This window comes from Prosthecobacter sp. Pr1 (assembly GCF_057652315.1).
Genome location: NZ_JBYFBS010000005.1, coordinates 250,228 through 272,673 on the forward strand (window position 1 = coordinate 250,228; position 22,446 = coordinate 272,673).

The following is a 22,446-nucleotide window of genomic DNA, read 5'->3' on the forward strand; positions in this document are numbered from 1 at the left end:
GAGTTAGATCTTGATGGTGATGTCCACGCCGGAAGGAAGGTTGAGCTTCTTGAGCTCGTCCACGGTGCGGGAGGTTGGGTCAACGATGTCCAGCAGACGCTTGTGTGTGCGGATTTCGAACTGGTCCATCGACTTCTTATCGACGTGCGGTGAGCGGTTCACGGTGAACTTCTCGATGCGGGTTGGCAGCGGGATGGGGCCTGCAACACGTGCGCCGGTGCGCTTCGCGGTTTCGACGATGTCGGCGGTGCTCTTGTCGAGCACGCGGTAGTCATAGGCGCGGAGGCGGATTCTGATGCGTTGATTTGTCATGACGATGGTCCTTAGGGTAGGGTTTCAGTGCGCGTGGGCCGTGTTACTTGGAGCCTCCACGCTGCTCGACGATCTGCTCAACAATCTGATGCGGGACCTGCTCGAAGTGAGAAGGCTGCATCGAGTAGCTGGCGCGTCCGGAAGAAAGAGTGCGGATGGCGGTGGAATAACCAAACATTTCAGCAAGGGGAACTTCAGCGCGCAGGATGGCGGTGGTGCCGCGGCTGTCCATGCCCTGAATCTTGCCACGACGGCGGTTCAAGTCACCCATGATGTCGCCCTGATAATCTTCTGGTGTGGAAGCTTCCACAGCCATGATCGGTTCAAGGAGAATGCACTTGGCTTTCTTGAGAGCGTCCTTGACGGCGAAGATGCCGGCCATCTTGAAGGCGTTTTCGTTGGAGTCCACTTCGTGGCTGGATCCATCGACAAGGTCGATGTGCATGTCGATCACCGGATAACCAGCGATGATGCCGTTGAGAGCTGCTTCGATGCAACCCGCCTTGGCTGGGTTGATGAATTCCTTCGGAATCGTTCCGCCGACCACTTTGTTTTCGACGACGATGCCCGAGCCCTTCTCACCAGGACGCACCTTGATGACGACGTGTCCGTATTGACCACGGCCACCAGACTGCTTGACCAGCTTGCCTTCGCCATCGGCAGGGATGGTAAGCGTTTCGCGGTAGGCGATCTGCGGCTTGCCAGTGGTGGTTTCCACTTTGTGCTCGCGCTTGAGGCGGTCGCAGAGAATTTCGAGGTGAAGCTCGCCCATGCCGGCGATGATGACCTGGCCGGTTTCTTCGTCGGTCTTGACGAAGAATGTTGGATCTTCTTCGGAGAGGCGCTGAAGGGCGTTGCCCATCTTTTCCTGGTCGCCCTTGGTCTTTGGCTCGACGGCCATCGAGATCACGGGTTCTGGGAATGTTGGTGGCTCGAGCAGGATGTCGAGATCTTCATCACAGAAGGTGTCGCCAGTGCGAACGTCCTTCACACCCACGAGGGCGGCGATGTCACCCGAGTAGCAGGTGTCGATGTCTTTATGAACGCTGGCCTGAATCTGAATCAGACGGCCCACGCGCTCAGACTTGCGGGTGCGGGGATTGTAGATCGTGTCGCCCTTGGAAACCTTGCCGGAATACACACGGAAGAACACGAGACGGCCAAACTTGTCGGACCAGAGCTTGAAGCCGAGGGCGCAGAACTTGCCATTGTCATCCGGCACTGCTTCAACCTTGGTTTCTGGATCGTCGACGAGCTGTCCGGTCTGCGGCTCAATGTCAAGCGGCCCTGGGAGATAATCGATGACGGCGTCGATCAGATACTGCACGCCTTTGTTCTTGAAGGCAGAACCACCGGCCATCGGGATGATCTTGTTGGCGATCACCGTGCGGCGAAGGGCTTCCTTCACTTCCTTGATCGTGATTGGCAGTTCTTCGAGGAACTTCATGCCAAGCTCTTCGTCCTGGTTGCAGATTTCTGCGACGAGGCCTTCATAAGCTTCCTTGGCCTTGGCGATTTCCGCGCCTTCAAGGTCACGCACCTTGTAGGAGGAACCAAACTTTTCATCGTCGTTGTAGATGATCGCCTTCTGGTTCACCACATCGATCTGGCCGATGAGGTCTTCTTCAGCACCGATCGGGATGAGGATCGGCCAGGCATTGGCACCAAGCTTCTTGCGAACGTCGTTAACCACATTGTCGAAGTTGGCACCGGTGCGGTCCATCTTGTTCACGAAAGCGATACGAGGAACGCGATACTTTTCAGCCTGACGATAAACGGTTTCGGACTGAGGCTGCACGCCGGCCACACCGCAAAGCACGAAGATGGCGCCATCGAGCACACGGAGGGAACGTTCCACTTCGGCGGTGAAGTCCACGTGTCCGGGGGTGTCGATGATGTTGACGCGAATGTCTTCCATCTCACGCAGCTTGAAGATGCCTTCTTCCTTGAGCTGCTTCCAGCGTGCCGTCACGGCAGCGGAGGTGATGGTGATACCACGCTCTTTTTCCTGTTCCATCCAGTCTGTGGTCGCAGCGCCGTCATGCACTTCGCCGATCTTGTGGATCATGCCAGTGTAGAACAGAATACGCTCAGTCAGGGTAGTCTTGCCCGCGTCAATGTGGGCGCAGATCCCGATGTTACGGGTACGCTCAAGTGGGTATTCGCGGTTGGGGGAATTGGGGTTCGACATGGGTCGGAAAAACGAAAAGTGGACGGAAACAGTAAAGTGAAACGATTAGAAGCGGAAGTGGGCGAAGGCGCGGTTGGCCTGTGCCTGCTTGTGAACGTCGTCGCGCTTGCGGACGGCATTCCCCTGCCCTTGTGCGGCATCCTTCAGCTCATTGGCAAGAGCGCGGTGCATTGCCTGACCTTTACGGCCACGGGCAAAACCAACGATCCAGCGCATGGCCAGGGATTCCTGACGACGAGGGGAAACTTCGAGGGGCACCTGGTAGGTGGCACCACCGACGCGACGGGCTTTGACTTCCACGCGTGGCTTGGTGTTCTCAATGGCGCGATTGAAGAGCTCAAGAGGATCGACGCTGTCGGTCTTGTCGTTAAGCGCCTCGATGGCGGAATAAACGATGCGCTCAGCGAGCGACTTCTTCCCATCAAGCATGATGTTGCTGATGAGAGTTGCGACGAGTTCGCTGTCGTAGCGGCTGTCCTTGCGAACCTCTTTGTTATAAACGCGTTTTCTGCGGGCCATGGCGTGTGGAAATTAGGAGTGAAATCAGCGGAAATTATTTCTTCTTCGCGGCAGCGGCGGCAGCACCTGGCTTTGGACGCTTTGCACCGTACTTGGAACGGCCACGACGACGGGCATCAACACCAAGGCAGTCAAGGGTGCCGCGGACGATGTGATAACGCACACCGGGCAAATCCTTCACACGACCACCGCGAACCAGCACGATGCTGTGCTCCTGAAGATTGTGACCTTCACCACCGATGTAGGCGATGACTTCGTAGCCGTTGGTCAGACGCACCTTGGCCACCTTACGCAAAGCGGAGTTGGGCTTTTTAGGTGTGCGGGTCATCACCTGAAGGCAGACGCCACGACGCTGCGGGCACTTTGCAAGCGCAGGAGACTTCGACTTTACCGCTTTATCTTTGCGGCCGTGTCTGACGAGTTGATTGATGGTGGGCATGGTGTGAAAGAGCTGTGAACCCTTGGCTTTATTCGTAGCCAGTTTCGGGGGACAGCGCGCCATGCTCACAATGAGCATACGCAGACTTTTCCGGTTCTGGTTCCGATAATGAAGAGCCTCCGTGGAGGATCTTGATTTGCCGGTCTCGTTGAAGAGGCCGGGCCTTGGGGAGCGCGCATTCTGGCGAGTCCCCAGCATCCCGCAAGCTCTATTTCACACTTTTTGAAATAATTATTCACATTGCCTCTCAGTTGTTCACAGTTGTGCGCGTTCATTATTCCCCTCCCGTCCAGGTCAGTTCACCGACATCCGTGCATTTGCGTCACCGCCACTTTACGCCACACTGATTGCCATGCGCACGCTTCTCTGCCTCCTGCTACTTACGGCCAATCCCCTGCCCGCCCAGCAGCCCGTAGCGCCAGAGCGCAAGCTCGAATCGCTTCTCCTCATGCCCGAGCCAAAGGCCATGCGTGGGGCCTATTCCATCACCCTGCCGAATTCGCAGCAGACGGTGTTTACCTGCTACAGGGAAAGCACCAGCGCTGTCAGCGGAGTCGAACCACACTCCGTGGATACCTTCACCAAGCTCGGTCTCAGCGTCGAATCTTTCACTGCCCGCGCCAAGGCTGCCGCAGACAAGCGGCTGCTTCAACTCAAGCCCGAACTCATCAAAGGCGATGACGGCAGGATCGCCTACGCCGTCTATCGCGGGGATTCCCCGCTCTACGCCACACTGCTCGTGGCCCCCTCGCTGCCTAAGATTTTTGCGGAACTGTTTGGCCCTGAAATCTGGGTGGTCACGCCGGACCGCCACTCTCTCTATATCTTCCCAGCCAAGGCGGAACTGCTCGATGAATTTGCCGCCGACCTCGCCGAGCGCTACACCAGCGACCCCTTCGCCGCGAGCAGCGAAATCTTCGCGATCAAGGTCGGCGCGGACCCGAAAGTAATCGCCACTTTCACAGGAGAGGCTCCCTAGTCGATCCAGCGCGGACAGGCATGACCTGTAGCAAAGCTTTCCGTCTTCGACATTTGAACAGCAGGGCCAGTCCGCTGTTCCATATCGGCATGTGTGACGATTTTCGACATTCCATGCCGAACGCCTTATGATGAGAGAAGCCGAAGTGGTCGCGGCTACGCGCAAATATTTGGAGAGACATTTCCCTCTCGTCTGCCCCCTATGCCAGCACCGCTATCCCACTCTGAGGGAATACCTGCTGAATACCGAGCACCAGGGAGATGCCATCCCCTTTGACGCGGAATTGGGCATCTGGAGGCCACGGCGCCCCATAGGAACCGTCACTCTGGCCAACTGCCGCTGCGGCAACACTCTAGGCCTCAGTTCCGAGGGCGCGCCACTCATCCAGCTCTGGCGTTTGCTAGACTGGGCCAGAATCGAGACCCAAAGGCGCCAACAGACGCCACGAGAGTTGCTCAACTATTTGCGCGAGGTGATTTGCAACCAGGTGCTCTCAGAACCTTCGCCATAAAGGTGACTGTTTTTACGGACCGTCGAACACCACACCATCGTCAGCCGCTTCTTTGGCCGCGCCCTTCTTGTGCTCCAGCCCCTCGGCACGCCGACGGCGGGCTTCCGCAAAGAACTCCTTGATGATGCGGACGCAGTCGTCGTTGAGGACACCGGGGGTGATCTCGGTGCGGTGATTGAGATTCGGCGCCTGCAGGAGGTTCCAGAAGCCACCCGCAGCACCGCCTTTGACATCGGGACAACCGAAGATCACGCGGCGCACACGACAGTGCATGATGGCCCCGGCGCACATGGGACAGGGCTCCTTGGTGACGTACAGATCACAATCCGTGAGCCGCCAGTCGCCCAGAGCACTCTCCGCCTGGGTGAGCGCGAGCATTTCAGCGTGGGCCGTGGCATCCTTGAGCGTCTCCACCTGATTCCAGGCACGGCCAATGACGGTGCCCTGATGTACGATCACTGCCCCGATGGGCACTTCGTCCTGCTTGGCAGCCTTGCGCGCCTGGCGCAGCGCATCGCGCATGTAGTACTCGTCGTCGAAGGGATTGATGATCAGGGGGTCGGTCACCGCGTTTTATAAACGCAGTCCGCATCAACTCAAACCTTGAACTTTAAACCCAGAACCTTATCTCAAGGCATGAATCACACGACGAACCTCATCCTCCCTTCCCTGCTGGCCTCTGACTGGTCAAAGATCGACGTTGAAGTCAAACGTGCCGCCACTGCCGGGGCGCAGTGGCTGCATCTGGATGTGATGGACGGGAACTTCGTGGACAACATTTCCTTTGGCCCGCAAATGGTGCAGGTGGTGCGCAAATGCACGGACATGTATCTGGACGTGCACCTCATGATCCACCGCCCGGATCACTATCTGGAGCGTTTCATCAAGGCCGGAGCGCAGAACATCACGATCCACGTCGAGGCAAACTACGACACCAGCGTTGCCGAGACCCTGAAGCGCATCCGCGCGGCCGGGCTGCACTGCGGCATCGCCCTGCACCCCAGCACGCCATTTGAAGCCGCGCTGCCGTTTGTCCACGATATTGACCTGCTGCTGGTCATGACCGTGGTGCCAGGATTCGGCGGGCAGCCCTTCATGGAGAAGGAAACGATGCCAAAGCTGGCTGCGGCACGTGACTACCGCGACGCAAACGGATTAAAATTCCACCTCGAAGTGGATGGCGGCATTTACACCACCACGGCCCCCATTGCGAAACAGCACGGCGCCAACCTCTTCGTCTGCGGCACCTCGTCCTTCGGCCCGCCGGACATGAACCAGTCCATGCGTGATCTCGCCGCCTCAGTGGCGTAAAAGAAAAAGGGCAGGAAATGAATCCTGCCCTTCGTGGGGATCTTGGAGTTATTCAGCGGCTGGTGGCGGCGGCGCCTCAGCCTGCATCGGTGGCGGGGACGCGTCTGCGTGGTCCGTATCCGAGTGATGGCCGTCGACATGATCATCGTGATGATCGTCATGCTCATCGTGCTTGTCCTCGCGCGGATCATGCCCCTCTTCGTGGAGGATGTCCTTGTGTTCAGTGACACCTTTGAGGTGGGTCTTGAACTTGCGCTGGCGCTGACGCTCCGGTAACGGACTGAGCTGCATGTTGATGTTACGGCCCGCCATGCGCGGATCCTGATCGACGTGGCCCATGGTGAGCAGGTCGGCCTTGATCTTTTTGGCAAGCAAGTGACCGAGCTCCTGATGCGCCATCTGGCGACCACGGAACTGCAGCTGGATGCGCACCTTGTGGCCTTCCGCGAGGAAGTCTTCCGCATGCGTAATTTTGATCAGGTAATCATGAGGATCGATGCCGATGCGGAATTTCATTTCCTTCACCTTGCCGCCCTTCTGATGCTTGTGGGCCTCCTTCTTGTGCTTCTCCTGGATGTACTTGTACTTGCCGTAATTGACAATTTTGCACACGGGCGGATCGGCGTTCGGAGCCACTTCCACCAGGTCCAGACCACGCTCTTTGGCGATGCGGATGGCCTGCGAAGTCGGGATGACGCCAAGCTGATGATGACCATCTTCTTCGACGACGCGCACCTTCGGCGCACGAATGCGTTCGTTGACACGGGTTTGATCCACAAAACGGCCATTGGGTCGGTCACGACCGCCTGGACGATTGCCACCACCACCGGGACGAAACGCTCCACTGGAACCTTGATAGCCCCCTGCTGGACGGGCCGGTCCTGCGGGCCGTGGTGCTCCCAAGGCTGGTCCGGCGGGTCCTGTGGGACGCGCTCCGGGAACAGGAGCTGAATTAGCGGGGCCGGCCGGACCCGCAGGCCTCGGTGGGCCGCCTGTGCCTTGGTTTTGCTGGGGACGTGGCGCAAAATTGCCGCCGCTCAACTGCTGGAATGGATTGCTTATAGGATACCTCCGGGTGTGTTCGAAACTCCAGGCCGCCTTGTGGCAGGCACCTGGAAAATTGGTGGGGAAAGGCGCGCTGAAAAAATCATATCAGCACGGACTCGATTCCGACATGCACGCGCCTGCTCCTGCCCGATCATGCGGGGTGTGTGGACGCGACAAAGAAAAAATCATGCGGAAAAAGTCAGAAGAAAAAGCGCTTTCATTAGAAAGCCGCTGGCGGAGCCGTGGACTCAAACGCTGGACATAAGTAACGACTTTCAAGAGATTCAGCAAGCCGATTTATTTTCCTACGTCAAATCTCAGGGAATCACTGATAAAAGCATGGCTTGGAAAAAAGCGCTTTTCCCAACTCCGACCCGCCGCCCCTCCTCCATATAGAGGGGATAGCAGCAGGAAATCAATGACGCAGCGTCTCAAATAGAGCTCCCACAAGCCGGTGGTTTCAGCGTCAAATCAGTGGTCTTTCCCACACACCCTGCAGGCAAAGCGGTTTCCCCGGTGAGGAATTTCGTAGCTTTTCCCGCCGCAAAACGGGCAGCTCACCGCCACGCAGTTCCTCACAAACCAGCGTGTGATCATGCCCACCATCAGCCCTCCCACCAGCATCGTCACCAGCGGGGAGATGTGATGGCGCTCCAGCCAGCTCCAGAGGAGGACAATGAACCCGCAAAAGACTCCGCCAGCGACGACAGGCCCAAAAAAGCTGAGGACAAAATGGCGCGAGGAACTCATGCGACCCCGTACTATGTCACTCCATCACGGCTTTCTGCAAGCCTGCACGCATGACTTCCAGCGGGGCTGGCCGGTCAAACCAGTGCTCAAAAGAGATCGCCCCCTGGTGCAGCAGCAGCGTCAGGCCGTCCACGGTCCGGGCCCCAGCCTTTCTGGCATCCGCCAGCAGAGGGGTCTCGCCCCCGGCCCGGTAAACCATGTCAAAGACGAGGTGCCGTGCTTGCACCGCATCCGCTGGCAGCAGCTTGGCATCGTTAGGCTTCATGCCTAATGAGGTGGCATTCACGATCAGGTCGGTGTTTGCCAGCGCGTATTTAAGAGCATCATCATTCCAGGGCACCACCGTCACATCCGGACAGCCGCCCAGCGCCTGAATCTCGCTGGCCACGGTTTCAACCTTGGCATGGGACCTATTCACGAGCTGCAGTTTCTGACATCCGCTGAGGGCGCTTTGCACCGCCACCGCACGCCCTGCGCCACCGCCCGCACCGAGGATGAGCACACGCAGATCTTTCAGACCCGCGCCAAACGCCTCCTTCACACTGCGCAAAAAGCCGGGGCCGTCGCTGTTGTACCCGTGCAGTCTGCCATCCCGGATCGCCAGTGTGTTCACCGCACCAAGCTGACGAGCCAGGGGATCGAGCTCATCCACCGCGTCCAAGGCTTCAAATTTGTGCGGGATGGTGATGTTCACGCCGAGAAAGCCGCAGGCGGCAAACTGCCGAAACGCCTCGTCCACATGGCCCACCGGCACCTGCACACGAATGTACTGCGCGTCGATTCCACAGGCCTGCAGCGCCGGATTGTGCATCTGCGGACTGCGCGAGTGCCCGATCGGATCACCGATCACCGCCAACCGCGCCGGCGGCGTGAAGCGCCCGGCCACCGCATTCCAGCCCATCAAATCTTCGAATGATAAAAAATCTCCCACGCTCCAGACATGCCGCAGAACCACCGGCTGTCAAAGCTGCCCGCAATTTTCCCGCTCGACATCCCGTTCCATCCGCGCTGCAATCAGCACTCTCGTTCCAACAAATCCTCCAACCCATGCGACTCTTCTTCCCCCTGCTCACCCTCGCCGTTTCTGCGGCCCTCTTCCTCGCCCAGGCCGCCGATACCGCCGTCAAGCCGCTGCGAGTTCTCATCGTCGCCGGAGGCTGCTGCCATGAGTATGACAAGCAGCACCTTGTGCTCAAAGAAGGCATCGAGTCCCGCATCAACGCCATTGTGGATGTCGCATACAACCCCGACAAGACCACCAAGGCCACCTTTGAAATTTACAAGGCCAAGGACTGGGCCAAGGACTTCGACGTCATCATCCACGACGAATGCAGCGCCGACGTGACAGATCCCGCCTACGTCGCCGCCATTCTCGATGCCCACAAGGCCGGCAAGCCCGCCATCAATCTCCACTGCGCCATGCACAGCTACCGCTGGGGCAACTTCCGCGAGCCTGTGAAAGCCGGAGCCGATAATGCCGGCTGGTATGAAATGATCGGCCTGCAATCGACCGGCCACGGCCCGCAGCAGCCCATCGCCATTACCTTCACCGACAAAACCCACCCGATCACTCAGGGCCTCGAAAACTGGACCACCATCAACGAAGAGCTCTACAACAACATCCAGGTCCTCACCGGCAAGCCGCTGGCCACGGGTGTGCAGATCGTGCCACCGAAAGCCAAAAAAGGCGAAACCCTGCCACCCGACGCCAAAGCCACCGAAGCCACCAGCGTCGTCGCCTGGACCAATGAATACGGCCCGAACAAGACCAAGGTCTTCTCCACCACCATCGGCCACAACACCGCCACCGTCGGTGATGCCCGCTACCTCGATCTGATCACCCGCGGCATCCTCTGGACCACCGGCCACATCAACGAAAACGGCAAGGCAGAGCCTGGATACGGCAAATAAGCCCTCACTCGCTCAAGTTCGTGAATGCCCGGAGGATCCCTCCGGGCATTTTTATTTTCCAACTAGACACAGTTTCTCATTCCGATCAGCGTTTGAATCAACACCCCATGCGCCACTTCATCGTTCCCGCCCTCACTATCGCCATCGCGTTTCACGCCTATGGAGACCCAGGCCATTCCGCCAATGGGGAAGCTTTCAATGAAGGCCCGCGTCAGGCAGCCGTGTTCATTCCCGGCTGTGGCGATGCGGTGAACTTCCCCATCAGCTCCAAAAAACCGGACGCGCAGAAGTTTTTCACCCAGGGCGTCGGCCAGCTTCATGGCTTCTGGTATTATGAAGCCGAGCGCTCCTTCCGTCAGGTGGCCGCCATCGATCCTGAATGTGCCATGGCCTACTGGGGCATGAGCATGGCCAACGTGAACAATGAGAAACGCGCCAGAGCATTCATCAAGAAAGCCACCCCGCTCAAAGCCAAGGCCACGCCACGTGAGCAGAAGTGGATCACCACCCTCGAAAATCTCTACCGCGACCCCGACAAACGCGACAAAAAACAGAAGAGCCTCGACTGCATCAAGGACTTCGAAACGCTGGTTCAGGACAACCCCAAGGACATCGAAGCCAAGGCCTTCCTCGTCTGGCGCATCTGGTTCTCCCGTGAAGAGGCCCCCATGTCCAGCCTCCAGGCGGTCGATGCCCTGCTTGATCAAATCTTCGCCGCCGTGCCGAATCACCCCGCGCATCACTACCGCATCCATTTGTGGGATCAGACCAAACCCATCTTTGCCCTCAAGTCCGGTGCACTGTGCGGACAGGCGGCCCCCGGAATCGCCCATATGTGGCACATGCCCGGCCACACGTTTTCCAAATTGAAGCGCCCCGACGATGCCGCATGGCAGCAGGAGGCCAGCACCCGCGTTGATCACGCCTACATGATCCGCACCTACATTTTGCCGGATCAGATCCACAATTACGCGCACAACGAGGAGTGGCTCACCCGCACCTTCAACGACCTCGGCCGCGCCAAAGACGCCGCCGCTCTGGCCCGCAGCCTCATCGCCATTCCACGCCACCCCACCTACAACACCCTCGACAAGCCCTCCACCTCCGCCAGCTATGGTCGCACCCGCTTGATCGAGACTCTGCTCAAATGGGAAAATTGGAACGAGGTCAAAGCCTTCACGCAGGTTCCCGCAGGCCAGGCCACACATGACATCACGCGTCTCCATGCCCTTGGCCTCGCCAGCTTTCAACTCGGCGACACTCCGGCCGTCGCCGCTGCCTTGAAGGACCTCGAAGCCGTGGTCATCCCCGCCAAGAACAGCAAACCCGAGACAGACACCAAACCGGCGGCCGAACCCAAAAAGCCAGACGCCAAAGAAGCCTCCACGGACACCAAGGCGAAGAAAACCCCAAAACCTGAGGTGAAGGCCAAAGCCAATGCCATCGCCGAACTCAAGGCGCTGGTCGCCCTCGGCACCAAAGATGGGTCCGTCCGCCGTGCGGAAACTCACAAGCTCCTGTCAGACCTCAAGCCGCTCGACATCCCCAAGGAACGTCTCGCCCGTTACTGGCTCAAATTCGACGACAAAGTGCAGGCAGCCGAACTCACCAAGAACTTCACGCAGGACCTCGTCGGTTCCGCCATCAAAACGGAGGTTCTGCAGGCCTGCGGAAAAACCGAAGAGGCTAAAAAAGCCTTCGAGGAAACCCGCAAGCTGGCCTTCGCCATGGATCGCGATCTGCCCATCGCCAAACGTCTCGATACGCTTGCCAAAACTTTCGGCATCCAGGGCGACTGGCCGACCGCCCCCCCCAAGCGTACGGACAGCGGAGTCCGCCCTGAAATCGCCTCCCTCGGCCCCGTCCACTGGAGCGCCCCCAAGGCCCCGGTTTTTGAAGCCAATACGCTGGAAGGAAAGCTCGTCAAAAGCACCGACTTCACCGCAAAGAAACCCACACTCTTCCTTTTCTACCTCGGCCATGACTGCGGGCATTGCGTTGAGCAGATCCAAGCCTTCGCCAAAGCCACCGCTGACTTTGAGAAGGCCGGCATTCAGCTCGTGGCCGTCACGCTCGAAACACCGCAGATCGCTGAAGGCATCCGCCCCAAGCTCAATCTCAAAGCCGACCAGCCCCTCCCCTTCCCCATCCTGAGCGACAGCAGCCTTGCTGCCTTCAAAAAGGTGCGTGCCCACGATGACTTCGAAAACGAAAACCTCCACGCCACCATCCTCATCGACACCCAGGGCAAGCAGCGCTGGCAGGACATCAGCTGGGAACCCTTCAAGGACGCCAAGTTCGCGCTGGAGGAATCCAAACGCCTGCTGCAGCTCGACACCCCGGCCGCATCCACCGCCCAGGTCAGCAAGTAATCCGCACCCCGGAGTTCGATGATCCGTGACGTTGCTGCATGCGGCATTCGCCGTTATGGCTGCGCATGATTTTCCCACGCGCTTTTCTTCGGACCGCTGCTGCATTCGCAGCGCTCATTCTAGCCTCGTGCGAGCTGCCTGCACCGCAGCAGGCTTATCAGCCCCAGGCTGCTCAGGCCGGGCCGTTCATGCTCGGCATCGACGTGCTGGCTTCCCGCAACTTTGATCTCATTCAGGGCAAGCGGGTCGGCCTCATCACCAATCAGACCAGCATGACGGGCCGTGGTGAGCGCACACGCACCGCCATGCAGCGTGCGCTGGGCCGCAATCTTGTCGCGCTGTATGCTCCGGAGCATGGCATCGACGGCACCATTGGCGCCGGCGTGCACGTCAGCACCCGGCGCGACAGCGTGACCGGCCTCATCGTCTATTCGCTCTACGGACCCACGCGCAAGCCGACTCCGGCCATGCTCGCCCCCATCGATGTGCTGGTGTTTGATCTTCAGGACATCGGCTGCCGCAGCTACACCTACATCAGCACCATGATCGTGGCGATGGAAGCCGCCGCCGAATGCGGCAAGCAGTTCGTGGTTCTTGATCGCCCAAATCCCCTCGGTGGCTGGCGTGTGGAAGGACCGCCGTTGGAATCCAAATGGAAATCCTTCGTCGGCCAGATCCCCGTCCCCTACGTGCATGGCATGACGGCGGGTGAACTCGCCATGATGGCAGGTGCGCGAGGCTGGATGGCCCGCACACCACGCCTCAATGTGGTCAAGATGCAGGGCTGGAACCGTGGCATGGTCTGGCAGGATACCGGGCTGCATTGGTATCAAACCTCGCCCAACATCCCGCACGCCACCTCCCCGTTCTACTATGTCGCCACCGGCATCCTCGGGGGAGCCACATCCGTGGATATCGGCATCGGCACTGAGAACCCCTTTGGCTACGCCGGTGGCAGTGGCGTGAATCCGCAGGCGCTCTATGCGTATTGCCAGCGGCTCAACACCCCCGGCGTCAGTTTCTCACCGTATTCCAAGGACGGCTTTGGTGGTGTCCGCATCAACATCTCGCCACGTGCCACCGCAGACATCACCGCACTCGATGTTCTGCTCCTCGCTGAAATCAACCGTCTCACCGGCGGCAAGGTGATTGGCCGCATGGGCGGCTCCAAACTGAACCTTTTCAATAAAGTTTACGGCAGCGAATCCCTCTACTCCGACCTGCGCCGTGGAGTTCCCGCAGTGAACATCGTGGCGCGCTGGCAGAGCCACAACCAGAGCTTCCGCTCCCAGCGGCAGCGCTTCCTGCTTTATCCCTGACCCCGCCAGCGGTAGCCCACGCCGCTAATGAGCACTTGGGCTGGTCTGCAAGGTGACCAGCCAGACGCAGGCGGGACGGAGGCAGAAGTGCGATTAATGGTGCCGGGAGAGTGGCGCATGAGGGGAGGCTTGCGTCAACGCTGCATGAACGGAGTGTAAAAGTTCTGTCAAAAGGCTCAAATCCGTGCTTATGGCTGTGCGTTAGATACAACACAACCATGGAAGACCTCGAAATCGCCCGCGCCTGCGCCCTTTACGCCGATGACAAAAAAGCGGAGAACATCCGCATTCTGGACCTGCGCGGACTCTCGCCCATCTCCGACTACTTCGTGCTCGTCACGGCCATGTCCACGCCTCAGCTGCGTGCCGTGCGCGACGAAATCGTCGAGCGAATGAAGGAAGAGCATGCCACACCACCCGACGTCAAAGACGGCAATTTTGAGAGCCAGTGGATCATCCTCGTCTACGGCAGCGTCATGGTTCATATCCTCACGCCTGAGAAGCGCGAGTTCTACGCCCTCGAAGAACTCTGGGGCGACGCCCCGGAGATGGAGCTGAACCTTGCGCCTCCTCCACCGGAGCCAAAACCCAAGGTGGCCAAGAAAGCTGCGGTGAAAAAAGTGGCTGCCAAAAAAGCTCCGGCGAAGAAGGCCGCTGCAAAGAAAGCACCTGCGAAAAAGACCGCGAAGAAGTAAGAACAAGCGTGCAGTTGAACGCTGGCTAAGGTGGAGATCCATGCAGGGCACTTTAATGCGCTCAGCGCACACGGTTGCGCCAACGGCGCGAAGGAGTCAGCCCAGGGCGGGCCGAGCCTTGGCGAGTGCTGCCCTGGGACAAACGCCCCACCTCACCTGCCGGCCCAAGGTCGCGCCCTGAATTGGGCGCAGGAGAGCATGCGTCGCGGGAAGGCAGCATGGTGCAAACGATGGCGCTTAACCGTGGCCCTTTTGACTGACTGCAAGCGGGACGCTTGCACTACGAGACTGAATTCGCTAAAACAGCAGGCATGCCCGCCCGCATCCTGCTTGTTCTCGTTTCCTGCGCCCTGAGCGTCGTCATCGGCCTGGTCATCGCTCGCGGTGGCGCGGGCGTCACGGCGGTGAGGCAGAGGCCGCTCATCGGCCTTTCCATGGACACGCTCAAAGAAGAACGCTGGCAGGTGGACCGTGATCTCTTCACTGCCAAAGCACAGGCCGCAGGTGCCGACGTGCTGGTGCAGTGCGCCAACAGCAATGACGCCACCCAGTTGCAGGACGTGGAAAGCCTCATCACGCAGAAGGTGGACGCTTTGGTGATCATCCCACACAATGGTGCGGCGATGGCCAAGGCGGTGAATCTGGCGCATCAGGCGGGCATTCCAGTACTGTCATATGATCGACTCATCACCGGCTGTGAAGTGGATCTCTACCTGACTTTTGACAATGTCCGGGTGGGAGAATTGCAGGCAAAGTTTCTCACAGACCGTATTCCCGCCGGTGGCAAGCTGCGGCTCGTCCGCATTTATGGTGCGAAAACTGACAACAACGCCAAGCTCTTCAAGCAGGGGCAGGACAACGTACTGCAGCCACTGATCGCCGCTGGAAAGGTGGAGGTGATCTTCGAGGACTGGGCGGAAGACTGGAAACCCGAAAGCGCCAAGAAAATCACGAACGCAGCCATCACCAAAAACGGTCCGAACTTTGACGCTGTCCTGGCCAGCAACGACGGCACTGCAGGTGGCGCGATCCAGGCCCTGACAGAAGAAGGCCTCGCGGGCAAGGTCATTGTCACCGGTCAGGATGCGGACCTCGCCGCCTGCCAGCGGATCGCTCAGGGCACGCAGGCCATGACGGTGTACAAACCCATCGAAAGCATCGCCACGAAAGAAGCGGAGCTGGCGCTGAAACTGGCACAGCGAAAACCCGTGGTGGCCAAGGATTCAATCCCCAATGGGAAGATGGATGTGCCGATGGTACTTCTGGACATTATTCCGGTGACGAAGGAAAACCTGCGGGAGACCGTTGTGAAAGATGGTTTCCACAAGGAAGCCGATGTGTTTCAGCCCAACCAGCCATGATTCTTAGCGCGCACAAAATCACGAAACGCTTCCCCGGCGTCACCGCCCTGAAAGATGTGTCCTTTGATCTTCGCGAAGGCGAGATCCATGCGCTGTGCGGTGAAAACGGCGCAGGCAAGAGCACGCTGATCAAGCTGCTCTCAGGCATTCATCCGCATGGCAGCTACGAGGGTTCCTTCGAGGTGAACGGGACTGAAGCGCGGTTTGAAACGATCAAAGACGCGGAGAAGGCCGGACTCGCTGTGATTTATCAGGAACTGGCGCTCGTTGAGGAGATGACGGTGGCGGAAAACATCTTTCTGGGGCGTGAGCCGCGCCGCTGGGGGGCCTTCATCGACTGGCCGCGCATGTATCAGGAAGCGCAGGTGTTGCTGAACCGTTTCAAGGTCGATCTCGATCCCGCCGCGCCCGTGCGCACTCTCGGTGTGGGACAAAAGCAGCTCGTCGAAATCATCAAGGCGCTGGCCAAAGACTCGAAGATTTTGATTCTGGATGAACCGACCGCTGCGCTGGCCGAGCACGAGGTTTTGATCCTGCTCGACATTCTGCGCGATCTCCGCCAGCGCGGCATCGCAAGCGTCTACATCTCTCACAAACTCGACGAAGTTTTCGGCATTGCAGACCGCATCACAGTTCTGCGCGATGGTTCGACAGTGGGTACGAAAAACGCCGCTGATACCAGCAAGGCCGAAGTCATCCGCCACATGGTGGGGCGCGAGATCGGGGATCTCTTCCCCCGCCGCACCAGCCAGCCCGGAGGAGTAATCCTGCGCGTGGATTCCCTGAGCGTGACTGACGCAGAAACCGGCAGCGCGAGACTGCACGACATCAGCTTTGAACTGCGTGCCGGTGAAGTGCTAGGCATTGGCGGGCTTATGGGCGCAGGCCGCACGGAACTGCTCATGCATCTCTTCGGTGCCTGGGGCCGCCATGTTTCCGGCAGCGTGGAACTGAATGGCCAGACTCTCAGCCGCCTCACGCCTGAAACGATCATCCAACGAGGCCTGGTGCTGGCCTCCGAAGATCGCCGCCGCTACGGTCTGCATCTGGAGCAGGAGATTGGCTTCAATCTCTCGCTGTCTTCCCTGTCCAGCGTGGTGCGGGGTGGATTCATCCGGCGCAATGCCGAGATCCGGCGCAATCAGAGCATGTTCGATTCGCTGCGCGTCAAAGCGACCGGCCTTGAAGCGATCGTGGGCAAGCTCTCCGGTGGGAATCAGCAAAAGGTGGTGCTCGGCAAAGCGCTGCTCACGGAGCCCACGGTCATTCTTCTCGATGAACCCACACGCGGCATCGACGTGGGAGCCAAGCTGGAAATCTACGAGATCATCAACCAACTCACTGCCGCAGGCAAAGCCGTGATCCTCGTCTCCAGCGAACTACCGGAACTCATCGGCATGAGCGACCGCATTCTCATGCTCAATGCCGGACGTATCGGCGGTGCCTTCAGCCGTGCCGAAGCCACTCAGGAGAAACTCATGGCTGCGGCCATGGGGCATGCGGGGTGATTCTTTTGAAAAGCGTCCGGCATTCCCACGTTGGACAACGCAGCATTTCGACCAACCAACCATGATTCGCTCTCTCCTTGCCTCCCTTCTGCTTGCGTCTGCCGCCAGTGCCGCGCAGCCGCCGAACATCGTCTTCATCTTCTGTGATGACCTGGCCTACCAGGCGATGAGCTGCTATGGCGACCACCGCAAGCTGCTCGAAACGCCCAACATGGACCGCATCGCCAAGGAAGGCATGCGCTTTGACCGCTGCCTGGTGACGAACTCGATCTGCGGCCCCAGCCGTGCGGTGATCCAGACCGGCAAGTACTCGCATGCCAACGGCTTTTATAACAACAGCAACAGCAAGTTCGACAGCAGCCAGCCCACCTTCCCGAAGGTGATGCATGAAAAAGGCTACCAGATGGCCATGATCGGCAAGTGGCACCTCATGACAGACCCCGTGGGCTATGACTACTGGAACGTGCTGCCCGGCCAGGGGGTGTACTACAACCCGCCGATGGTCGACAATGGCAAGAATGTGAAATACCAAGGCTACACCACCGACATCATCGGTGATCTCACGCTCGACTGGCTCAAGCAGCGCGACAAGACCAAGCCCTTCATGATGATGTGCCAGCACAAGGCCCCGCACCGCGAGTGGGAGCCGCCCGTCCGTTACCTCGGCTTCGACAAGGACCGCGTTTACGAAGAGCCCGAGACCCTGTTCGACAGCTACTCCGGCCGCAGCAAGGCGGTGAGCGATCACGACATGGGCATCGACCGCACCATGACGGATCGTGACGTGAAACTCGTGACACCCGGTAATTTGACCGAAGAGCAAAAAAAAGCCTGGGACGCCTACTACGAGCCGCGCAATGCAAAGTACCGCGAGGCAGCACCCGCTGGCCGTGATCTCGTGAAATGGCGCTACCAGCGCTACATGCACGACTACCTCGCCTGCGTGAAGGCGGTGGACGACAACGTGGGCCGCGTGCTCGATTATCTGGACAAAGAAGGCCTCACCGAAAATACCGTGGTCATGCTCAGCAGCGATCAGGGCTTCTACCTCGGCGAGCACGGCTGGTTCGACAAACGCTGGATCTTCGAAGAATCCCTGCGCACGCCATTTCTCGTGCGCTGGCCCGGCGTGATCAAGCCTGGCAGCACGAGCAGCAAGATCGTGAGCCTGATCGATTTCGCCAGCACCTTCCTCGACATCGCCCAGTGCCCGAACCTGCCGGATGTGCATGGCCGCAGCCTAGTGCCATTGTTCAAAGGAGAAACGCCCGCCGACTGGCGCAAGTCCCTCTACTACCACTACTACGAGTATCCGGTGCCGCACCACGTGCGCCCGCACTACGGCGTCATCACAGACCGCTACAAGCTCATCCACTACTACAAGCCAGACATCGATGACTGGGAGCTGATGGACCGCGAGAAGGACCCGCTGGAGACCAAAAGCTTCTACGATGACCCCGCCTACGCCGACACCGTGAAGGAACTCAAAGCCGAAATCATCCGTCTGCAAGCCGAGGTGAAGGAAACCATGCCGCCACCGCGCTTTGCCTTCGGCAACAAAGCCTTCGAAGGCGAGGTCAACCCGCCGGAACAACCCAAAGGCAAGAAGAAAGCAGGCGGGAAGAAGGCGGAGTGATGTCAATCCTCAACCCATGACACCGACAGAGATCAAACAGCTAATCGACGCCATGTCAGATGATGATCGCTTCCTTGCGGCGGCGTATATTGAACACCTTGCCAACACGAAGGATGAAGTTCATCGCATGACCCTGTCGAATCGCATGCTGCGCATGGATACAGGCCAGAAGGTGCCTATTACGCCTTCACTCGCTTCGGCATTGAAGGACACAACACTGACGCCTTGGCCGCCGTCTCCGCGCTGCCTTTGAGGAAGAAATGCAGCGCCCCTTTTTGGTCGCAGAACCACACCTCCTCAGCACCAGCTGCGAAGTAAAGCTCACGCTTGTTCTCCATCTCCTGCCGGGTGTTCCCCGGCGACACAACTTCGACGCAAATCTCTGGCGCGATCGTCAGCACGTCGTCCTTCAATCCACGCTTCACCCGGCTTGCCGAAATCCAACCCACGTCGATGCCTTTGATGCCGTCTTCGGTCAGCACCGCGACTTCGACGGATACGCCCGGAGGCATGGAGGTCAGCAAATGAGCGAAGATAGCCGACTGGCGTGTGCTGTGTGAGAATCCAGGGGGCGGCAACGAGACGATGTGTCCGAAGCAGTTGGTTTCGATGCGGCCCGGCAGTCGTTTCAGGCTGGAATCGGCGCAAACTTTCCGCCAGCGCTCCAGATGGAACGCGGTTGCATCCTTGATGCTGGGGATCTCAAGCAGCGCCGCCATGATGAGGAATGGTAGGGATTCGCGAACATGCCTTCAACCCGAAACTTGGGCAGAAGAATTCCCTTGCCCGTCTATGAGCGAGCGCTCACCTCCACATCGTCTTGCTCACATACCACTCGACAATCGGCGGGCCGTAGAAGACCCAGAGGGCGGCGCCCAGGGCGAGGTAGGGGCCAAAGGGGATCTTGGCGCTCCATTCGGCTTTGCCGAGAATGCGGGGCACAATGGCAGACAGGGTGCCGATGACCGATGCGGCAAAAATGGTGAAAAGCACCGCCTGCCAGCCGCAGAAGGAGCCGATCATCATGAGAAAGAGCACGTCGCCAAAGCCCATGGCCTCACGTGGAATCACCACCTGAGACACCGTGCCATGCAGAATCTTCACGCCTTCCAGCGGAAACTCTTCCCCGCTGCCCTCGGACTTCACGAGCAGTTTTTCCATCCACATCACTGCGGTGACGTTCTGCCAGGTGCGGTCATTGACTTGAAGATCGTCGCAGGTGATCACCATATGGTCGGAGTCACGCATGCCGAAGATATCACCCCATTCCATTTTTTTGCGTCCGATGGACACCACTGGTGGCTGCTCTTCATCTTCCTGAACGACGCTCCATTTTACGGGTCCATCCAGCCACTCACTGCCCATGAGTTTTCCCATCAGCTTGCACATTCCCGGCGAGGCAGACTTCAAGAAGGCGGGCTTTTGCCGGTGGTTCACTTTGCCAAAGGCCAGCTTGCCCAGCTCCACCACGATCCACAGACCACCGAGTCCCAGGGCGGCGCTCGCCAGGGAGATGAGCAGGCCGCGTGTGTGGGTGGTTTCCGCCACGAGAGCTGGCACCCACCAGGAAGCGAGCACCCCGACCACCGTGCCACCGATGGTGATCCGATGCGGCAGGATGAAGTGGTCGATGTCGATGAACGTGCCCGAGATCAGCAGACTCATGAACACCCACAGGCAGAGCACGTGCGGCCCCCAGGCTTTGATCATGAACCAGGGATTGCCGCCCTGAGCGTACTCCCCACTTATCTTAAGAAAGACCATGTAGAACGCCACGCCGGTCAGCAGCTCCACGAGGAAGTAGCGGATGGAAATCTTGCCGCCGCAGTTCGCGCATTTCCCACGCAGCAGCAGCCAGCTCAGCAGCGGGATGTTCTGCCACATCGGGATCTTGTATTTGCAGGAGGGGCAGAAACTGCGCTTGGGATTGTTCACCGAAATCCCCAGCGGCAGGCGGTAGATGACCACATTGAGGAAGGAGCCGATCCCTGCCCCCATGTAAAAGGCCAGAATGTGCAGCAGGGTGTTGAGAATTTGAAAGCGCATGAATGTGGGCTGAAGTTTGCAAACTTGGCCTGCCGTGCGTGAATACGGAAGCAAAAACTAAGCATGACTTCAGATTCCTGGCGCAGCCTGCGTCTCATTTTCTTCGGCTTCGCCGCCCTCAGTTCCTGTGCCAGTCCGCAGCAGGGGCGCGGCACGCTGTATGCGAGCAACACCCTTGATGCCGGCCGCCCCCTAGACGCCAGCCGCACCCTGGAACTGGCGCGGGAGCGCGGCCTCGTGGATGTGCGCAAAGTGATTCCGGGCATCACCATCGATCTGCGCTATGCCACTGCGGACAACGTCACCGGACAAACCATCTACCCGTCCCACATGCCCTGCCTGCTGCGGACGGAAACGGCGGAAAAACTGAAGCAGGCCCAGGCGATCCTGCACGCTCAGGGTTACGGCCTGCGCATCTGGGATGCGTATCGACCGCCGGAGGCGCAGCAGACGCTGCACAAGGCAGGCGGCAGCACGGGCATGTTTCTCTCTCCGAATGCGGGATGGAGCCGCCACTGCGGAGGCATTGCGGTCGATCTCACACTGGTCGATGCGCATGGCAACCCGCAGCGAATGCCCACCGGATTTGACCAGGACTTCGCGCAAGCGAGTCGAAACTACACCGGCAAAGATCCTGTGGTGAAACAGAACCTGCAGATGCTCCAGGCCGCCATGAAGCAGGCCGGATTCATCCAACTGGAGTCTGAGTGGTGGCACTTCGATGACGCCGAATACCTCAACAATCCCCAGCCCATCGTCTACGGCTGGCGGATCGCCCTTCCGGGCATGTCACCACCGTGAGCATTCGTAACAACGCCACCTTCACCGTCATCGACGAGACGGACGGCTACATCGTGGTCAACAAGCCCGCGCCGCTGCAAATCCATCCGGGAGATCCCAAGGGCCCGCCCACACTTTGGCATCGCGTGTGCGACCTGCTGGCGTATGAAATTGCGAACGGTGGCCAGGTCTCCATCATCAATCGCCTCGACCGCGAAACAAGCGGCGTGGTGCTCATTGCCAAAAATCATGAACTCGCCCGCCTCTTCGGCATGGCGATGCAGGAGCGCAAGATTCACAAGACCTACGTGGCTCTCGTGCATGGCTGGCCGGAATGGGAGGAACTGACGCTGGACGCGCCCATTTTGAACGCTCGCGATGTGCAGGCCTTTGACATCTGGGTGAAACAAATCGTCCACCCGCAGGGTGCCGAATGCCGCACCGCCTTTCGCACGCTGCAGCGTTTTGAGCGCGGCGGCGCACGGTTCGCCTTGATCGAAGCGAAGCCCGAAACCGGTCGCATGCACCAGATCCGCGTGCATCTGCACCATCTGGGCCTGCCCATTGTCGGAGATAAATTGTATGGCCGCGATGACCGCTGCTACCTGGAGTTCATCGAGACCGGGTGGACGGAGGCGCTTGAGGCCCGGCTTATTTTGCCACGGCAGGCGCTGCATTCATCACGACTGGAACTCAATCTCGAAGGCTTTCCATCAGGCTGGGATGCACCACTGCCGCCGGAGTTTGTTTTGTAGTACG

21 protein-coding genes are annotated in these 22,446 nt (G+C 59.1%); 11 read left to right on the forward strand and 10 right to left on the reverse strand.

Translation table 11 applies throughout. The features are described 5' to 3' along the window. Nucleotides 1–3: 3 nt before the first annotated feature. Genes rpsJ through rpsL form a run of 4 tightly spaced genes read right to left on the reverse strand, consistent with a single transcriptional unit; the run spans nucleotide 4 to nucleotide 3,461 of the window. A complete protein-coding gene (rpsJ, locus tag AC24GY_RS10730) occupies nucleotides 4–312 on the reverse strand; it encodes a 30S ribosomal protein S10 (RefSeq protein ID WP_294398955.1) in 309 nt (102 codons plus the stop codon). 43 nt (nucleotides 313–355) lie between these two features. Beyond that, nucleotides 356–2,503 (reverse strand): elongation factor G, encoded by a 2,148-nt coding sequence (gene fusA / locus AC24GY_RS10735; RefSeq protein WP_422318263.1) that lies wholly within the window; start codon nucleotides 2,501–2,503, stop codon nucleotides 356–358. A 45-nt stretch (nucleotides 2,504–2,548) separates the two neighbouring features. Then, on the reverse strand, nucleotides 2,549–3,022 hold the full coding sequence (rpsG, locus tag AC24GY_RS10740) for a 30S ribosomal protein S7 (RefSeq protein ID WP_397384262.1): 474 nt from the start codon (nucleotides 3,020–3,022) through the stop codon (nucleotides 2,549–2,551). A 34-nt stretch (nucleotides 3,023–3,056) separates the two neighbouring features. After that, nucleotides 3,057–3,461, reverse strand: coding sequence for a 30S ribosomal protein S12 (gene rpsL, locus AC24GY_RS10745; RefSeq protein ID WP_397384263.1), 405 nt, complete (start codon nucleotides 3,459–3,461; stop codon nucleotides 3,057–3,059). A gap of 352 nt (nucleotides 3,462–3,813) precedes the next feature. Between rpsL and AC24GY_RS10750 the strand changes: the two genes are divergently transcribed. After that, nucleotides 3,814–4,440, forward strand: a complete 627-nt coding sequence (locus tag AC24GY_RS10750; protein WP_487682697.1) for a hypothetical protein — start codon at nucleotides 3,814–3,816, stop codon at nucleotides 4,438–4,440. Between the two features lie 523 nt (nucleotides 4,441–4,963). Here the strand turns inward: AC24GY_RS10750 and tadA are convergent. Beyond that, nucleotides 4,964–5,518, reverse strand: coding sequence for a tRNA adenosine(34) deaminase TadA (gene tadA, locus AC24GY_RS10755; RefSeq protein ID WP_487682699.1), 555 nt, complete (start codon nucleotides 5,516–5,518; stop codon nucleotides 4,964–4,966). 69 nt (nucleotides 5,519–5,587) lie between these two features. Here tadA and rpe point away from each other — a divergent pair, with 69 nt between their 5' ends. After that, entirely contained in the window at nucleotides 5,588–6,262 is a 675-nt protein-coding gene (rpe, locus tag AC24GY_RS10760; protein WP_422318272.1) for a ribulose-phosphate 3-epimerase, read from the forward strand. A 48-nt stretch (nucleotides 6,263–6,310) separates the two neighbouring features. Here rpe and infC read toward each other — a convergent pair whose 3' ends face one another. The 3 genes from infC to aroE form a co-directional block, all read right to left on the reverse strand. Next, complete coding sequence (gene infC / locus AC24GY_RS10765) at nucleotides 6,311–7,039, reverse strand: translation initiation factor IF-3 (protein WP_487682701.1); 729 nt, start codon at nucleotides 7,037–7,039, stop codon at nucleotides 6,311–6,313. Nucleotides 7,040–7,780: 741 nt separating this feature from the next. Continuing rightward, the gene (locus tag AC24GY_RS10770; RefSeq protein ID WP_422318013.1) at nucleotides 7,781–8,059 is read right to left on the reverse strand and encodes a hypothetical protein; all 279 of its coding nucleotides are present in this window, start codon (nucleotides 8,057–8,059) and stop codon (nucleotides 7,781–7,783) included. Nucleotides 8,060–8,075: 16 nt separating this feature from the next. Then, nucleotides 8,076–8,990, reverse strand: coding sequence for a shikimate dehydrogenase (aroE, locus tag AC24GY_RS10775; RefSeq protein ID WP_487682704.1), 915 nt, complete (start codon nucleotides 8,988–8,990; stop codon nucleotides 8,076–8,078). 116 nt (nucleotides 8,991–9,106) lie between these two features. On the opposite strand from aroE, the gene AC24GY_RS10780 reads away from it, so the two are divergent. From AC24GY_RS10780 to AC24GY_RS10810, 7 genes are all read left to right on the forward strand, one after another. Beyond that, the gene (locus tag AC24GY_RS10780; RefSeq protein WP_487682706.1) at nucleotides 9,107–9,970 is read left to right on the forward strand and encodes a ThuA domain-containing protein; all 864 of its coding nucleotides are present in this window, start codon (nucleotides 9,107–9,109) and stop codon (nucleotides 9,968–9,970) included. A gap of 107 nt (nucleotides 9,971–10,077) precedes the next feature. After that, nucleotides 10,078–12,342, forward strand: a complete 2,265-nt coding sequence (locus tag AC24GY_RS10785) for a peroxiredoxin family protein (RefSeq protein ID WP_487682708.1) — start codon at nucleotides 10,078–10,080, stop codon at nucleotides 12,340–12,342. 65 nt (nucleotides 12,343–12,407) lie between these two features. Further along, entirely contained in the window at nucleotides 12,408–13,661 is a 1,254-nt protein-coding gene (locus AC24GY_RS10790) for an exo-beta-N-acetylmuramidase NamZ family protein (RefSeq protein ID WP_487682710.1), read from the forward strand. A 218-nt stretch (nucleotides 13,662–13,879) separates the two neighbouring features. Then, on the forward strand, nucleotides 13,880–14,356 hold the full coding sequence (gene rsfS / locus AC24GY_RS10795; protein WP_487682712.1) for a ribosome silencing factor: 477 nt from the start codon (nucleotides 13,880–13,882) through the stop codon (nucleotides 14,354–14,356). Between the two features lie 311 nt (nucleotides 14,357–14,667). Next, a complete protein-coding gene (locus AC24GY_RS10800; RefSeq protein WP_487682714.1) occupies nucleotides 14,668–15,717 on the forward strand; it encodes a sugar ABC transporter substrate-binding protein in 1,050 nt (349 codons plus the stop codon). Next, complete coding sequence (locus tag AC24GY_RS10805; RefSeq protein WP_487682716.1) at nucleotides 15,714–17,225, forward strand: sugar ABC transporter ATP-binding protein; 1,512 nt, start codon at nucleotides 15,714–15,716, stop codon at nucleotides 17,223–17,225. The genes AC24GY_RS10800 and AC24GY_RS10805 overlap by 4 nt, the downstream gene beginning before the upstream one ends. 61 nt (nucleotides 17,226–17,286) lie before the next feature. Further along, a complete protein-coding gene (locus tag AC24GY_RS10810; protein ID WP_487682717.1) occupies nucleotides 17,287–18,861 on the forward strand; it encodes a sulfatase family protein in 1,575 nt (524 codons plus the stop codon). Nucleotides 18,862–19,040: 179 nt separating this feature from the next. Here the strand turns inward: AC24GY_RS10810 and AC24GY_RS10815 are convergent, their stop codons facing one another. Together AC24GY_RS10815 and AC24GY_RS10820 are read right to left on the reverse strand one after the other, a co-directional pair. Then, the gene (locus tag AC24GY_RS10815; protein WP_487682719.1) at nucleotides 19,041–19,580 is read right to left on the reverse strand and encodes a Uma2 family endonuclease; all 540 of its coding nucleotides are present in this window, start codon (nucleotides 19,578–19,580) and stop codon (nucleotides 19,041–19,043) included. Between the two features lie 85 nt (nucleotides 19,581–19,665). Next, entirely contained in the window at nucleotides 19,666–20,907 is a 1,242-nt protein-coding gene (locus AC24GY_RS10820; protein WP_487682721.1) for a prepilin peptidase, read from the reverse strand. Between the two features lie 63 nt (nucleotides 20,908–20,970). Between AC24GY_RS10820 and AC24GY_RS10825 the strand changes: the two genes are divergently transcribed. Together AC24GY_RS10825 and AC24GY_RS10830 are read left to right on the forward strand one after the other, a co-directional pair. After that, nucleotides 20,971–21,708, forward strand: coding sequence for a M15 family metallopeptidase (locus AC24GY_RS10825; protein ID WP_487682723.1), 738 nt, complete (start codon nucleotides 20,971–20,973; stop codon nucleotides 21,706–21,708). Beyond that, nucleotides 21,705–22,442, forward strand: coding sequence for an RluA family pseudouridine synthase (locus AC24GY_RS10830; protein ID WP_487682725.1), 738 nt, complete (start codon nucleotides 21,705–21,707; stop codon nucleotides 22,440–22,442). The genes AC24GY_RS10825 and AC24GY_RS10830 overlap by 4 nt, the downstream gene beginning before the upstream one ends. Nucleotides 22,443–22,446: the final 4 nt, after the last annotated feature.

What these genes read in the sequence shown, in the direction of transcription:
- rpsJ (WP_294398955.1), bottom strand. Translation starts at nt 312, where the DNA reads ATGACAAATCAACGCATCAGAATCCGCCTCCGCGCCTATGACTACCGC.
- fusA (WP_422318263.1), bottom strand. Translation starts at nt 2,503, where the DNA reads ATGTCGAACCCCAATTCCCCCAACCGCGAATACCCACTTGAGCGTACC.
- rpsG (WP_397384262.1), bottom strand. Translation starts at nt 3,022, where the DNA reads ATGGCCCGCAGAAAACGCGTTTATAACAAAGAGGTTCGCAAGGACAGC.
- rpsL (WP_397384263.1), bottom strand. Translation starts at nt 3,461, where the DNA reads ATGCCCACCATCAATCAACTCGTCAGACACGGCCGCAAAGATAAAGCG.
- AC24GY_RS10750 (WP_487682697.1), top strand. Translation starts at nt 3,814, where the DNA reads ATGCGCACGCTTCTCTGCCTCCTGCTACTTACGGCCAATCCCCTGCCC.
- rpe (WP_422318272.1), top strand. Translation starts at nt 5,588, where the DNA reads ATGAATCACACGACGAACCTCATCCTCCCTTCCCTGCTGGCCTCTGAC.
- AC24GY_RS10770 (WP_422318013.1), bottom strand. Translation starts at nt 8,059, where the DNA reads ATGAGTTCCTCGCGCCATTTTGTCCTCAGCTTTTTTGGGCCTGTCGTC.
- AC24GY_RS10780 (WP_487682706.1), top strand. Translation starts at nt 9,107, where the DNA reads ATGCGACTCTTCTTCCCCCTGCTCACCCTCGCCGTTTCTGCGGCCCTC.
- AC24GY_RS10785 (WP_487682708.1), top strand. Translation starts at nt 10,078, where the DNA reads ATGCGCCACTTCATCGTTCCCGCCCTCACTATCGCCATCGCGTTTCAC.
- AC24GY_RS10790 (WP_487682710.1), top strand. Translation starts at nt 12,408, where the DNA reads ATGATTTTCCCACGCGCTTTTCTTCGGACCGCTGCTGCATTCGCAGCG.
- rsfS (WP_487682712.1), top strand. Translation starts at nt 13,880, where the DNA reads ATGGAAGACCTCGAAATCGCCCGCGCCTGCGCCCTTTACGCCGATGAC.
- AC24GY_RS10800 (WP_487682714.1), top strand. Translation starts at nt 14,668, where the DNA reads ATGCCCGCCCGCATCCTGCTTGTTCTCGTTTCCTGCGCCCTGAGCGTC.
- AC24GY_RS10805 (WP_487682716.1), top strand. Translation starts at nt 15,714, where the DNA reads ATGATTCTTAGCGCGCACAAAATCACGAAACGCTTCCCCGGCGTCACC.
- AC24GY_RS10810 (WP_487682717.1), top strand. Translation starts at nt 17,287, where the DNA reads ATGATTCGCTCTCTCCTTGCCTCCCTTCTGCTTGCGTCTGCCGCCAGT.
- AC24GY_RS10815 (WP_487682719.1), bottom strand. Translation starts at nt 19,580, where the DNA reads ATGGCGGCGCTGCTTGAGATCCCCAGCATCAAGGATGCAACCGCGTTC.
- AC24GY_RS10820 (WP_487682721.1), bottom strand. Translation starts at nt 20,907, where the DNA reads ATGCGCTTTCAAATTCTCAACACCCTGCTGCACATTCTGGCCTTTTAC.
- AC24GY_RS10825 (WP_487682723.1), top strand. Translation starts at nt 20,971, where the DNA reads ATGACTTCAGATTCCTGGCGCAGCCTGCGTCTCATTTTCTTCGGCTTC.